Annotated in this window: 10 protein-coding genes; 7 read left to right on the top strand and 3 right to left on the bottom strand. The window is 66.9% G+C overall.

Annotated features, from left to right (window positions below):
- The first annotated feature begins 1 nt into the window (after position 1).
- From OVA06_RS11995 to sufU, 7 genes are all read left to right on the top strand, one after another.
- Positions 2 to 982: a ribose-phosphate diphosphokinase gene (locus OVA06_RS11995; protein WP_056081823.1), complete on the top strand. Its 981-nt coding sequence runs from the start codon at positions 2 to 4 to the stop codon at positions 980 to 982.
- Positions 983 to 1,233: 251 nt separating this feature from the next.
- Positions 1,234 to 1,848 (top strand): 50S ribosomal protein L25/general stress protein Ctc, encoded by a 615-nt coding sequence (locus OVA06_RS11990; RefSeq protein WP_056081820.1) that lies wholly within the window; start codon positions 1,234 to 1,236, stop codon positions 1,846 to 1,848.
- A gap of 97 nt (positions 1,849 to 1,945) precedes the next feature.
- On the top strand, positions 1,946 to 2,536 hold the full coding sequence (gene pth / locus OVA06_RS11985; protein WP_261620501.1) for an aminoacyl-tRNA hydrolase: 591 nt from the start codon (positions 1,946 to 1,948) through the stop codon (positions 2,534 to 2,536).
- Positions 2,537 to 2,670: 134 nt separating this feature from the next.
- Positions 2,671 to 5,409, top strand: coding sequence for a helix-turn-helix transcriptional regulator (locus tag OVA06_RS11980; RefSeq protein WP_268158508.1), 2,739 nt, complete (start codon positions 2,671 to 2,673; stop codon positions 5,407 to 5,409).
- 103 nt (positions 5,410 to 5,512) lie between these two features.
- Entirely contained in the window at positions 5,513 to 8,050 is a 2,538-nt protein-coding gene (locus OVA06_RS11975) for a helix-turn-helix domain-containing protein (RefSeq protein WP_268158506.1), read from the top strand.
- Positions 8,051 to 8,585: 535 nt separating this feature from the next.
- The gene (locus OVA06_RS11970) at positions 8,586 to 9,911 is read left to right on the top strand and encodes an aminotransferase class V-fold PLP-dependent enzyme (RefSeq protein ID WP_268158504.1); all 1,326 of its coding nucleotides are present in this window, start codon (positions 8,586 to 8,588) and stop codon (positions 9,909 to 9,911) included.
- Positions 9,912 to 9,933: 22 nt separating this feature from the next.
- Entirely contained in the window at positions 9,934 to 10,383 is a 450-nt protein-coding gene (gene sufU, locus OVA06_RS11965) for a Fe-S cluster assembly sulfur transfer protein SufU (RefSeq protein ID WP_261620497.1), read from the top strand.
- 95 nt (positions 10,384 to 10,478) lie between these two features.
- Here sufU and OVA06_RS11960 read toward each other — a convergent pair whose 3' ends face one another.
- The 3 genes from OVA06_RS11960 to OVA06_RS11950 are packed head-to-tail and all read right to left on the bottom strand — an operon-like array spanning position 10,479 to position 12,780.
- The gene (locus OVA06_RS11960) at positions 10,479 to 10,700 is read right to left on the bottom strand and encodes an SCO4848 family membrane protein (RefSeq protein ID WP_045730894.1); all 222 of its coding nucleotides are present in this window, start codon (positions 10,698 to 10,700) and stop codon (positions 10,479 to 10,481) included.
- 3 nt (positions 10,701 to 10,703) lie between these two features.
- The gene (locus tag OVA06_RS11955; protein ID WP_261620496.1) at positions 10,704 to 11,201 is read right to left on the bottom strand and encodes a DUF2505 domain-containing protein; all 498 of its coding nucleotides are present in this window, start codon (positions 11,199 to 11,201) and stop codon (positions 10,704 to 10,706) included.
- A 43-nt stretch (positions 11,202 to 11,244) separates the two neighbouring features.
- Positions 11,245 to 12,780: an SDR family oxidoreductase gene (locus OVA06_RS11950; RefSeq protein WP_268158500.1), complete on the bottom strand. Its 1,536-nt coding sequence runs from the start codon at positions 12,778 to 12,780 to the stop codon at positions 11,245 to 11,247.
- Between the last annotated feature and the right edge of the window lie 185 nt (positions 12,781 to 12,965).

Genomic DNA, 12,965 nt, shown 5'->3' with positions numbered 1-12,965 from the left:
AATGAGCGAAATTACGGCGCACGGCGAGAAGAAGCTGGTGCTCGCCACCGGGCGGGCACATCCGGAGCTGGCCCGGGAGATCGCCAAGGAGCTCGGCACCGACCTCCTCCCGGTGGACGCCTATGACTTCGCCAACGGTGAGATCTACGTCCGCGCCGGTGAAAGCGTCCGCGGCACGGATGCCTTCGTGATCCAGGCCCACCCCGCCCCGCTGAACAACCACCTCATGGAACAGCTGATCATGATTGATTCGCTGAAGCGTGCCTCCGCCAAGCGGATCACCGTGGTGTCGCCGTTCTACCCGTATGCCCGGCAGGACAAGAAGGGCCGCGGCCGCGAACCCATCTCCGCCCGCCTGGTGGCCGATCTCTACAAAACCGCCGGTGCGGACCGCATCATGAGCGTGGACCTGCACACCTCCCAGATCCAGGGCTTCTTCGACGGCCCCGTTGACCACCTGATGGCCATCCCGCTGTTGGCCGATTACATCCGCACCCGCGTTGATGCCGAGAACATCACCGTGGTTTCCCCGGATACCGGCCGGGTCCGCGTTGCCGAACAGTGGGCCGAGCGCCTGGGTGGCGCACCCCTGGCCTTCGTTCACAAGAGCCGCGACCTGACCGTCCCCAACCAAGCCGTGTCCAAGACCGTGGTGGGCCAGATCGAGGGACGCACCTGCGTCCTGATCGACGACATGATCGATACGGGCGGAACCATCTCCGGCGCCGTCCAGGTGCTGAAGAACGCCGGTGCCAAGGACGTCATCATCGCCGCCACGCACGCCGTCTTCTCCGAACCGGCGGCACAGCGCCTGTCCGAGTCCGGTGCGCGTGAAGTGGTGGTCACCAACACCCTGCCGCTGAACCCGTCGCAGCGCTTCCCGCAGCTGACGGTGCTTTCCATCGCGCCGCTCATCGCCCGCGCCGTCCGTGAAGTGTTCGACGACGGTTCGGTCACCAGCCTGTTCGACGGCAACGCCTAGCACCCGCCTGAGTGCCAGTGCCGGTACCGTTTTCAGTAAACGGTGCCGGCACTGGTAGGCTGTAGCCCGAAACCTTGGCGAGGGAGTGCGGCCGTTTCGACGGCCCGCAGATCTCCGTGATCGACTGGGTCTGACCTGTCCTTCAGATGAAGAACAGCCTTCTTGGATTGGGCCGCCCCGGCCGCCCGGCGTTGAAGGTCATCCCAGACCTCCGCCCTCGCTGAACACCGTTTAGCCTTCAAGGAGATTCCATGTCTGAGCAGAAGCTCGCAGCAGAACTGCGCACCGAATTCGGCAAGGGCTACGCCCGCCGTGCACGGATGGCCAACCTGATCCCCGCCGTCATCTACGGCCACGGCGCAGAGCCCATCCACATCACCCTTCCCGCCAAGGCCACCACCCTGGCCGTCCGCACCGCCAACGCCCTGCTGTCCCTGGACATCAACGGCGAAGGCCACCTGGCCCTGGTCAAGGACATCCAGCGCGACCCCATCAAGCAGATCATCGAGCACATCGACCTCCTGACCGTCCGCCAGGGCGAGAAGGTCACGGTTGACGTCGCCGTTCACGTTGCAGGCGAGTCCGCGCCCGGCACCGTCCACAACCTCGAGCTGACCAGCGTGTCCCTCGAAGCCGAGGCAACCCACGTTCCCACCGCCGTCGAGGTCAGCATCGAAGGCCGCGCCGCCGGCGAGCACATCCACGCATCCGACCTCGTGCTGCCCAAGGGCGTTGTCCTGCTGACCGACGCCGAGGCACTGGTTGTGAACATCTCTGAGGAAGTCGAAATCGCCGAGGAAGAGGGCGAGCAGGCCGAGGCTTCCGCCGGCGAAGCTGCAGCCACCGAAGCAGCAGCCGCCGAGTAGCCAACTCGCACGCTGTGGCAATGGCCGGATCCCGCACGGGGTCCGGCCATTGCCATTCCCCACCATTGCACCGCCACACCCACCTTAGGATTAACCCATGACTGATACCTGGCTGATCGTAGGCCTTGGAAACCCGGGAGCCCAGTATCAAGGGAACAGGCACAACATCGGCCAGATGGTCCTGGACGAACTGGCGGGGCGGATAGGTGCCGGGTTCAAGAGCCACAAGGCACGCGCCCAAGTGGTCGAAGGGCGGCTGGGCATCGGCGGTCCGCGCGTGGTGCTGGCCAAACCCATGACGTACATGAACGTCTCCGGCGGACCTGTGTCCTCGCTAACAAACTTCTACGGAATCACACCCGACCACGTGGTGGCGGTCCACGATGAGATCGACATCCCCTTTAATACTGTGAAACTGAAGATCGGTGGCGGCGAGGGGGGTCACAACGGCCTGCGCGACATCTCCAAGGCCCTTGCCACCAAGGATTACGTTCGCGTCAGGGTGGGGGTAGGCCGTCCGCCCGGCCGTATGGACACTGCCGACTACGTGCTACGTGATTTCGGTACTGCCGAGCTGAAGGAACTGCCGTTCCTGCTGGACGAGGCGGCCGACGCCGTCGAGCTGCTCCTGCGGGATGGCCTCACGGCGGCGCAGCAGAAGTTCCATCCGGCCAAGACCGCCGGATAGCTGGCCGCGCCGGGCGCCACAAAACTTAAAGTGGCTTTGACCTGTCTCGTTGTCCGCCGGGCAAGGTACTCTTCTTGCTATGCGGGGGAGCAATGGGGCTACATCCCGCTATAGCTGGATGTAGGGGAACGTTCATGTCAATCGAGCCACTTAGCTGGGGGCGTGGGTCAGCACCCCACGACACTGGTTTGCGTACTCCGGCCCAAGGTATTCCCGGGCCGCAATGGTCGGCGCCCGCCCGCAGCGGCAACCTTGAATCTGTCCGCTCAGCACTGACCGCAGATAACTCGCTGGGCGTCGTTATCACCGGCGGCCGGGGGGTCGGTAAATCATCCCTCGCACGTGCCGCCATCACGGACCTTGGTCCGGACGTCTGGTCGCTGCAGCTCCGCAGCGGACCCGCCGGCTCCACCACACCGTACGGGTGCCTGTCCTTCCTGCTTGCCCGCCTCCCGCAGGCCTACATGGGTTCGCCCACCGCCATCCTGCGTGGCATTACGTCCCTGATCCGCAGTGACGCTGCCGGCCGGCCCTGCGTGGTCACGCTGGACACCTCCGGCACCATCGATGACCTCAGCGCCGGCGTGCTCCTGAACGTGCTCCTGACCGGTACCGCCAAAATCATCGCCGTGGCACCCAAGATCAGCGACCTCCCCGCGGACTTCCATTGGCTCCTCACGGACCGGCGTCTCACCGAGGTCCGGCTCAGCAACCTCAATGAGCTCCAGACGCGGCAGGTCCTCCTTTCACTGCTGGGCCACCGTGTGTCCGCCTCCCTGGTCACCACGTACCACCAGATGGTGGGAGGCAATCCGCTGCTGCTCAAGGCCCTGGTCACCGAGCAGCAATTGTCCGGCAACCTGGTGCTGTCCGACTCCGTCTGGACCCTGCGCGACAAAGTAGTCCTCGACGGCGCGGCCAGCCTCGACGACATCGTCCGTTCCCGGTGGTCGCGGGAAACCCAGGAAACCCGCGAAGTCATAGAAATGCTGTCCTGCGCCCGGAGCGTGGAGCTGTCCCGGCTGACCTCGATCTACGGCGCCGACGTTGTGGCGGACATGGAGGACGGCGGGCTCCTCGAAATCGACGATTCCGACCACCGCTGGGTATCACTGCGCGAGAAATACATCGGCGACGTCGTGCGGACCTGGCTGAGCATCGCCCGGCGCCGCGAATTGCGTGCCGTGCTCCTGGGCGGTGTAGAGCCGGACCCGGCGGGCATGACCGTCGAGGAGCTGATGGCCTTTGCCGCCTGGACCCACGAGTGCGAGGCAGAACTGAGCCCCGCGCTGGCCCTTGCGGCAGCCGAAGCCGCCGTCCAGCTGTTTGACCCGCGGTTCGCGCTGACCTACGGCGAACTGCTTCGCCGCGGAGACCGGGAATGGGTTCCTGCCCAGCGGCAGCGGGCGGCCGCCTACCTTCAGCTGGACATGCCGGACCAGGCCCTTGCCGCCCTTGGGGACATTTCGCAGCCGGAGCTGGACGCCCTCGACGTCGAAGAATATGCACAGGTGGTCGCGGCCAGGGCAAAAGTGATGATGGGCCTGCCCGAGCACGCGGACAATGTGCCGTCAATGCTCGACGAAGCCCGGGAGCGCCTGCTGGCCGGCATGGGGGCTGAGCGGCCATCCTGGCCCGAACCGGCAGCCATCGCAGCCAACCGGGTGGCACTGAGCGCGTTCGAGTACCGGGCCTTCATGGGCGATTACGCCGAACTGATTCCCGATCTTGAAGCCGCCGCCGATCCCGCCCTGAACCTGGACACCGGCTACCGCATGCACGCCGCGATCCTGCTGATGACCGCGCTGGTGCTCACCGGTCGTGAGATGGACGCGCTGGGACTGATGCGCCAACTCGGCGGTCAGATCAGCGACGCCTCCCACGTGGTGGGGCTGCGGGAGCAGTACACCAAGGAGTCCTATATGGTCCTTCTGCTGGCGGGGCAGTGGCGGCGCTGCCTGGACTTCCTGGGCCCCCAGAGCACGGACGAACCGTACCGGCTGCCCTATGGGACAGCTTCCAGCGAGCTGGGCGCCGGGATAGCCTACGTCTTCTCAGGCCGTGGCGCCGCAGCCCTGGACCTGCTGATCTCCGCCGGCGCGCAGCTGGAACTCCAACCCGTCCAGACCGCGCTCCGTTACACCTATGCAGCCACCGCCCTGGCCTACGCGCAGACAGGAAACGCTCCCCAGGCCCGCAAGTACCTGGGCAAGCTGCAACGGATCCGTGCAGCCTCCGGCTTCGCCGACGACAGCATCATCCGCTTCTGCGCACTGACGGCCGGCCGTTGGCTGAACGACGCCGACTCCGTGGCCCGGCTCAAGGAATCTGCCCGGCGGAACCTCGCCGCCGGCCTTTACACCCTTGCAGGCGTCGAACTGCTCGCGGCCACGGTCAACGGCAGCGATGCCGACTTCCGGTTGCTCGAAGACATTGCCGGCCGCCGTCAGGGTCCGCTGGCCGAGGTCTCCCGGCTCATTGCCCTGGGCAGCCGTACCAAGGATGCCAAGACCCTCCTGGCCGGCGGCGAGTTGGCCGCCACCCTGGAGCTGGACGCTGTCGAGGCCCGGTGCATGGCCCTCGCGGTGGACTTCGCGCGCCAGGACGGGGACTCGATTTCAGCCCGGACGGCCCAGGCCCGCCTAGACATCCTGGCCACCACGGTTGCGAACCTCCCCATCGTGCCCAGCAGCGGCAGCCCATTGCTGACCAGCAGGGAACGGCAAATAGCGCGGCTTGCGGGCCGGGGTGCATCCAACCGCGACATTGCCCTGGAAATGGGCGTGTCAGTCCGGACTGTTGAGGGCCATCTGTACCAGGTGTTCACCAAGCTCGGCGTAACCTCCAGGGGTGATCTGACTGGACTCGTCTAACGGCCACAAGGCAGCAGCAAGCAGGGTCCTCACCGGACGCCGCGAGCCGCTGGACAGGATCTGCAACATCGTCCGGAACCGCATCAGCCAGGCGGTGTTTCTCATGGCCGGTCCCGGGATTGGAAAATCGTCCCTGGCCGAAGCCATTTCGGAACGGCTCGCGGGCGAGCTGAACATCCTGCGGATCCATGGCAGCTCCGCCCTCTCGGCGGTTCCGTTCGGTGTCCTGACGCCCTATACCGGCGACCTGACGGCCGAGGAATCCGTCTCCCCGGTGGCGGTGCTGCGGTCCATGTGGAGCTATTTCGAAAAGCTGCGGGCCGGGAACAGCGCGCCCGTGCTGATGGTGCTGGACGACGCCCACTACTTGGACGATGCGTCCGCCGGCGTGGTCGCCGAACTCATCTCGGCCGGCTGGGCCACGGTTGTGGCGGCGGCAAGGCCGCGTCCGGGCTTGCCCCAGCCGCTGGACCAGCTCTGGTACGACGGGCTCGCCGAGCGCGTGGACCTGCGCCCGCTGAACAGGGAACAGATCGAAGAAGTACTCGCCCACCTGCTGGACGGAACTGTTCCCGCCGCCACCATCGAGGCTGTCTGGGCAGCGTCCGGCGGGAACCCCCGCCTCCTCGATGCGCTGCTGCACGATGCCGCCGAAGCGGGAATCCTCTCCAAACGCAACGGGATCTGGATCCTGCTGGGAGCGCTGCCCGCGGACGGACCGCGGCTGACAGCCGTGGTGGCCAAAGACCACCTGCGGCGCAACCCCGAGGAGCAGGAAGCACTGAAGCTCATCGCCCTGGCCGGCCCTGTGGGCCGCAAGGTCATCGAAGAAATTTGCGGCGCTCCGGTGGTCCGTTCGCTCCTTGACCAGCAGGTGGCCGTGGAAACGTCAGGCGTGCCTGCCGAGCTTTCCCTGTGGAACGGACTCTTTTCCGACGCCATCAGGAACACCATCTCGGTCTCCCGCAGCCTCCAGCTGCAGGAGAAGGTCCGTGGCCGGCAGAACGGCACGGTGCTTAGCGGTGAGGGGCGGCTGCGGTCCGTGGAGTGGGCCATCGAATGCGGGGTCAAGGTCTCCGATGAGGACATGCTGGAGTCCGCCCGCGAAGCACTCCTGCGTTTCCGGAATGGCAGCGCCAGGTCCATCGCGGCCCGGATCCAGGACCCGGGCGCGCTGCCGCTCGCCCAGGCCATCCAGGCCCGGGCGCTTTACAACGAGGGCGCCTACGCTGACGCCGCGGCCCTCCTTGATGAGTGCTGGGCACCACTCGCTGATGATCCCCAGGGGCCGGCTGTCCTCCTGTTGCGGGTATCGGCCCACCAGGCAGCCGGGCAGTCCCTGGCAGCCGTGGCCGACGACGTGCTCAGCCAGGTTTCCCAGGCCGGGGATGCAGGTCCCGCCTTTCCAGTGCAGCTGCTGCGCCTGCTCCAGTCGGGGGCCGAAGCGGACTGGCAGGCACTGGCGGACGAGGTGGCGGGCATCAGGGTCCCGGGCCTCTCCGAGACCAAAGCGGAACCGATGGCCGCGCTGGGGGAAGCATTGCTGGCGCACGCACTCGCCGCGGCAGGTCGCCCCGGCGACGGCCTTGACGCCGCACTCCGGGCCGCGTCCGAGCTGTCCCCGCTTGAGGACAGCCTGTACTTCTTTCCGGAAGTCGTCCTCGGCCGGCTGGTGAGCTGTTACCTGGCCATGGGCGAATGGGAGTCCGCGGAGCGGGAACTCAACAGCTACGCCGCCGCCCATGCTGCAGGAGTGGCCACGTTCAGCGGCAGCCTGCAGGTGCTGCGCGGGTACTCACTGCTGCGCCAGGGGCGGATGGAGCGGGCCTACCAGGTGTTGCTCCCGGCCGTGGAGGCGCTGCGCCTTAATGACCCCCTGCAGCTGTTCGGCTTCGGTTCCGCACTGGGGTACTACGTTGCTGCCCGGCTGGGGGATGCCGCGCAGGCCAAGCGGCTGGAACAGGACTATGCAGACGCCATGACCGGTGGTCCCGCCGACCTCCTGGCCCGGGGCTACGCTATGGCCGCCGGAGAGTACCTTGCACACGACGGCAAGGGCCTGGCGTCGCTGCACACGCTGATGACCACTACCGAAGCCTCCGGCCGGGCCGGGCAGCTGCTCGAACTCCTCGCCATGTGCTGGGATCTGGGGGATCCCTCCGTCGTTCCCATGGTGCAGGAAGCAGCAGGCGGCCTGCAGGGGCGCTGGGCCGAGGCGATGCTGACCCTTGCCACCGGATGGGAAGCCGCCGATGGCGACGCCCTGATGGTGACAGCCGCGTCGCTGGAGGAATCCGGCTTCGTCAACCTTGCCCGCGAGGCCTACGCCCGAGCCAGTGCCGTTCTTGACCAGGCGGGGGAACGCCGCCGGTCCCGCCAGGCTGTGGCGCAGCGCGAAAAGTGCGACCACGAGCTGGGGGAGCGGTTCCGCGAAGGCCGGTTCATCGCGGCGGCTCCCACCGTGCACCTCACGAGACGCGAGCAGGACATCGTGGAACTGGCCGTCCAGGGCCTCACGGACCGCGAGATAGCCCAGCGCCTCATGGTCTCCGTCCGCACGGTTGAAGGCCACCTGTACCGCACCTACGTGAAGCTGGGCGTCCGGAGCCGCGACGAACTGGAAACCGCCCTGCCCCGGTAACTGCCGCCGTCGCACCACATGTCTTCCCTGAAGGCACTGCCCGCCCCGTCATTCACCGTGGTGGGCGGCGTAACTCCGCGCGCCCTCCTGCTGACTCTGCAGGCCCCTGCCGGCTCCGCTGCCACCCGCGGTCCTGCCGTAACACCGCACACCGCAGGGCACCGGCGGCCCGGCGGGTATCGACACTCAGTGTCCCCGTAGTGGCACCTGCCGGAATTCGAGTACACCCTACTCGTGTGCGCACCGGCCCCGCGGGATTTACTTAAGGAGGCAAAGCACACGGCAGCAAAGAGCCGAACGGGATGCCGAAACACATCAAGGCCTCATTGAACTTCCGGCCCACGCGGCCGGACCGAGACGGGGCCGGCGACGTCAGAGTCTTCTGAGACCGAGACTCTCCCCCCAGCCGTCGCCGGCCCTCCGCTCCGCGGGCTGAAGCCCGGAGCGACTGTGGCGGCTGACCCCTCCGGGCGGCCGCCACAGCCGTGCTGTGGGACAATTGAGTGTCAACCGCTGGCATCTCAAGGAGCACGTCTTGGCCGTAGTATCAACGCCCGCCACCCTGGAGCGGTCCGTTCCGGTCATGGATAACGCCGAGGTGCTCCGCATCCGCAACGACTTCCCGGTCCTCAACCAGATGGTCAACGGCAAGCCTCTGGTTTACCTGGATTCCGGGGCAACTTCCCAGAACCCGCTCAGCGTGATCGAAGCCGAGCAGGAGTTCTACGAGCAACGCAACGCGGCAGTGCACCGGGGTGCCCACCACCTTGCGGTCGAAGCCACCGAGGCCTTCGAGGACGCGCGGCAGACCGTAGCGGACCTCATCGGGGCAGACTATTCCGAAACCGTATGGACCTCCAACGCCACAGAAGGCCTCAACCTCATTGCCTACGCGCTGTCCAACGCCGCGCTCTGGGCTGCCCAGGGCCGGGGGGACTCGGCACTGAAGGGCCTTGCGCTGAAACCGGGCGACGAAATAGTGGTCACCGAAATGGAGCACCACGCCAACCTCATCCCGTGGCAGGAACTGGCGTTCCGCACCGGGGCGACGCTCCGCTACCTGCCCATCGACGATGCCGGCCGGCTCAGCCTGGAGCAGGCTGCAGGGATCATCGGGAGCCGTACCAGGGTGCTGGCCTTCACGCACGCCTCCAACGTCCTCGGAACCATCAACCCGGTCCGTGAACTGGTGGCCCTGGCCCGCGCTTCCAGTGCGTTGGTGGTCCTGGACGCCTGCCAGTCCGCGCCGCACATGCCCCTGGACGTCAAAGAGCTGGACGTGGACTTCGCCGTTTTCTCCGGCCACAAGATGCTCGCACCCACAGGCATCGGCGTGCTGTACGGCAGGCAGGAGCTCCTGGATATCCTTCCACCGTTCCTCACCGGCGGCTCCATGATCACCACGGTCACCATGGAACGGGCCGAATACCTCCCCGCTCCGCAGCGTTTCGAGGCAGGAACGCAGCGCATTTCGCAGGCAGTCGCACTGGCCGCCGCCGCCAACTACCTCACGGAGACCGGCCTGGACCGGATCCACCGGTGGGAAATGGACCTTGGCCAGCGCATGGTGGCAGGCCTTGAGGCGCTTCCCGGGATCCGGGTACTGGGCCCGGCAGCGGGGGAGGAGCGCATCGGGCTGGCCGCCTTCGACGTCGAAGGCGTCCACGCGCACGACGTCGGACAGTTCCTGGACTCGATGGGCATCGCGGTCCGGGTAGGCCACCACTGCGCCCAGCCGCTGCACCGCCGGCTGGGGCTGACCGCCACCACCCGCGCCAGCGCCTACCTGTACAACACCACCGACGACGTAGACCAGTTCCTGGACGCCGTGGCCGGCGTGCGGGCCTACTTCCGCGCTTAGCCGCCAGAACCGAAGGTATGCAATGAGCCTTGACCAGCTGTACCAGCAGATTATCCTTGACCACTCCAAGGCCCGGCACGGCAGCGGCCTGGCCGAAACACCAGCGCCGAACGGTGCTTCCACCGGGCAGTCCCACCAGCTGAACCCGGTCTGCGGCGACGAGGTGACCCTGCGGCTCGCCGTTGCCGACGGCAAAGTGGCCCAGGTTTCCTGGGACGGCGCCGGCTGCTCCATCTCCATGGCCTCGGCCTCGGTCTTCAGCGACCTCGCCGAGGGCATGACCGTGGCGGAGCTGCACGAAGTGATCGACAGTTTCCGCGAGGTACTCAGGTCGCGGGGCAAGATCCCGGCCGATCCTGAACTGCTGGGGGATGCCGCCGCGTTTGAGGGCGTTGCGCGGTACGCGGCCCGCGTGAAATGCGCCATGATTTCCTGGGTAGCCGCGGAGGATGCCCTGAACCAGGCGTCCTGAACGGGCCGGGCGCAACGTCATGACTGCCCGCAACTGCCAAGAGGTCCCCTTCCCGCTGGGAAGTGGACCTCCTGGGTTAAAACGGGAGCGGGTTATTAACCCAACAGCCCCAGTACGCCGATGACGGCAGTCGCCGCTCCCAGCACCATCGAGATGCTGACCAGCACCACGTGCACCGTCAGGAATTTAGTGGCCTTTCCGGCGGCATCGCGAGCGCGGGGGTCCTTCATGACCCGGCGCAGGAACTGCGGCCACACGGCGAGCGACCAAACACCGGCGATGATCAGGACCAGCGCGGCGAAGACAGGGAGCTGCATGAACTAGTGGCTTTCGAGCCAGGCCTGCGCCTGGGTGGCCTGCAGGTTCAGCGCCTTCGCCACCATGGGCTCGGCGGCGTCGGCGATCTTGCCGCCCAGGAACGGCACCGAGGACTTAACCTCGCCTTCCAGCTCCACCCGTGTTCCGCTGGCTTCGGCCACCAGGCGCTGGACAGCGGTCACGTCAACGGGCGCACCGGCAACCTTGAGGGAGATGTTGCTCTTGCGGGAGCCATCGGCGGCCGGAGCGTCCCAGGTCTCCACCTGGGTCACCTTCAGGTGCTCACCGACGAACTTCCGGGCGATCTCGGGAAGGCGGGTGGTGGGCAGCGTCCGCACCAACGTGGCGCTGAAGGCGCCGGCAATGTCACCGTCAATGGTGAACGATTCCAGGTTTCCGCCTACCAGCTGGCTGACGTGGCGCTGGAAATCCTCGTTCACCAGGACAGCGGCAACGCTGTCAACGGGGTGCGGAACGGTGGTGGTGGCGCTCAGGGCCATGGGTCCTCCTGGGACGTCGCGATCGGATGAGGCTCCAAACATCCTACGGGGTTGCAGCCGGCCGTTCCGCATTGGCCAGCTCCTGGGCAGCGGCCGTAATGTTCCGTGCCATCGCCGGGAAGATGAAGCTGTGGAAGGGGAGCACGGCCAGCCAGTACAGCCTGCCGCTGAGGCCTTTCGGGAAGAAAATGGCCCGTTGACGGTAACGGCTTCCGTCACCCTCGGGTTCCACTGAGAGCTCCAGCCAGGCCCGTCCCGGTGCCCGCATCTCGGCACGAAGGCGCAGCAGCTTGCCCCTGTCGATGCGTTCCACCCGCCACCAGTCCACAACCTCGCCCGCGTGCAGGGTGTGCGGGTGGCGGCGTCCGCGCAGCAGCCCGGCTCCGCCCGTCAGCTTGTCCAGCCAGCCGCGGACCTGCCATGCCAGGGGCAGGGAGTACCAGCCGTTGCGACCGCCGATTCCTTCGATGACCTGCCAGACGCGGCCCGGGTCCACGCTTCCATGGAATGTCCGTTCGTCGATGTAGACCTTGTGCCCGGCCCAGTCGGGGTCGCTGGGCAGGGGATCGGAGGACGCTCCGGCGTTGGCCCAGGTGGTTTCCACCTGGCCGTCCCGTTCCTTCCCGAGGGCCAGGGCTACGGCCGTCCGGTACGGGGTCAGTCCGCCGTCGGGTTGCGGAACGTAGGCGTCGATGTCGTGTTCGTCGGAAACGGCGTCGTGCTGCAGCGACTGCACCAGCGGTACGGCCATGGACAGCGGAATGGGCGTGGTCAGGGCCACCCACAGGCCCGCCAGTTTGGGGGCGGGAACGGGCAGCGCCAGTACCACCCGGTAGGGCAGCCCTGCTTCGGCCGCGTACTCTTTCATCATCCCGGCATAGGTCAGCACCTGGCGGCAGCCGATATCGAACGTGCGGTTGATGGGGCTGGTGAGGGAGGCCGCGGACACCAGGTAGTACAGGACGTCGCGCACGGCGATGGCTTCGATCCTGTTCCGGACCCAGCTGGGCGCGGGCATGAGCGGAAGGGTTTCGGAGAGATGCCGGATCATTTCAAAGGACGCTGAGCCTGATCCGATCACCACGCCGGCCTGGAACACAATGGCGTCCACCGCGCTGTCGAGGAATACCTGGCCCACCGCTTCCCGGGACCGCATATGCGTGGACAGTTCCACGCCCTTGGGGTGCAGCCCGCCCAGGTAGACAATCCTGCCGACGCCGGCGGCCACCGCGGCTTCGGCGGCCGTCCGGGCCATGGTCTGTTCCTTGGATTCAAACCCCGCCCCGGCCGCCATCGAATGGACCAGGTAGTAGAAGACGTCGACGCCGGCCAGCGCCCGGCGCAGCGCGTCGCCGTCGTCCAGGCTGCTTTGCACTACCTCCACCTGGTTCCGCCAGGGCACACCGGCGATCTTGTCCGGGGAGCGCACCAGCACCTTGACGGTGTGGCCGGCTTCGAGGAGCTTGGGCACCAGGCGGCCCCCGATGTAGCCGGTGGCCCCGGTGACCAGGACCGTTCGGGGCGCGGTTGTGCCCTCGTGCCCTGTTGCAGGCGAATCTGTGGTGCTGTCTCCGGTCATGCTGGCTCCTCGTCGTCCTCAGCGGTGTTCTGCCCTACCAGTTCGGAGCCGCCGCCGTTATGGACGGCTGCTCCCGGAAAAAGGTCCGGTCCTGCCAGCGTAGCCCTGCCGGAGTCCGGGCGCCTGCGTCAGCGCCTGCCCGGGAAAATCCGTCCAAACCGGAATGTCACCGGTGCGCGGTAGGC

Source organism: Pseudarthrobacter sp. SL88 (assembly GCF_026672455.1).
Taxonomy (GTDB): domain Bacteria; phylum Actinomycetota; class Actinomycetes; order Actinomycetales; family Micrococcaceae; genus Arthrobacter.
Note: the sequence above shows the minus strand (reverse complement) of the source record. Positions and strands in the feature narration are given on the sequence as shown.

Coding starts and splice junctions, on each gene's coding strand:
- OVA06_RS11980 (WP_268158508.1), top strand. CDS start 2,671: ATGTCAATCGAGCCACTTAGCTGGGGGCGTGGGTCAGCACCCCACGAC.
- OVA06_RS11990 (WP_056081820.1), top strand. CDS start 1,234: ATGTCTGAGCAGAAGCTCGCAGCAGAACTGCGCACCGAATTCGGCAAG.
- sufU (WP_261620497.1), top strand. CDS start 9,934: ATGAGCCTTGACCAGCTGTACCAGCAGATTATCCTTGACCACTCCAAG.
- OVA06_RS11995 (WP_056081823.1), top strand. CDS start 2: ATGAGCGAAATTACGGCGCACGGCGAGAAGAAGCTGGTGCTCGCCACC.
- pth (WP_261620501.1), top strand. CDS start 1,946: ATGACTGATACCTGGCTGATCGTAGGCCTTGGAAACCCGGGAGCCCAG.
- OVA06_RS11975 (WP_268158506.1), top strand. CDS start 5,513: ATGGCCGGTCCCGGGATTGGAAAATCGTCCCTGGCCGAAGCCATTTCG.
- OVA06_RS11950 (WP_268158500.1), bottom strand. CDS start 12,780: ATGACCGGAGACAGCACCACAGATTCGCCTGCAACAGGGCACGAGGGC.
- OVA06_RS11960 (WP_045730894.1), bottom strand. CDS start 10,700: ATGCAGCTCCCTGTCTTCGCCGCGCTGGTCCTGATCATCGCCGGTGTT.
- OVA06_RS11955 (WP_261620496.1), bottom strand. CDS start 11,201: ATGGCCCTGAGCGCCACCACCACCGTTCCGCACCCCGTTGACAGCGTT.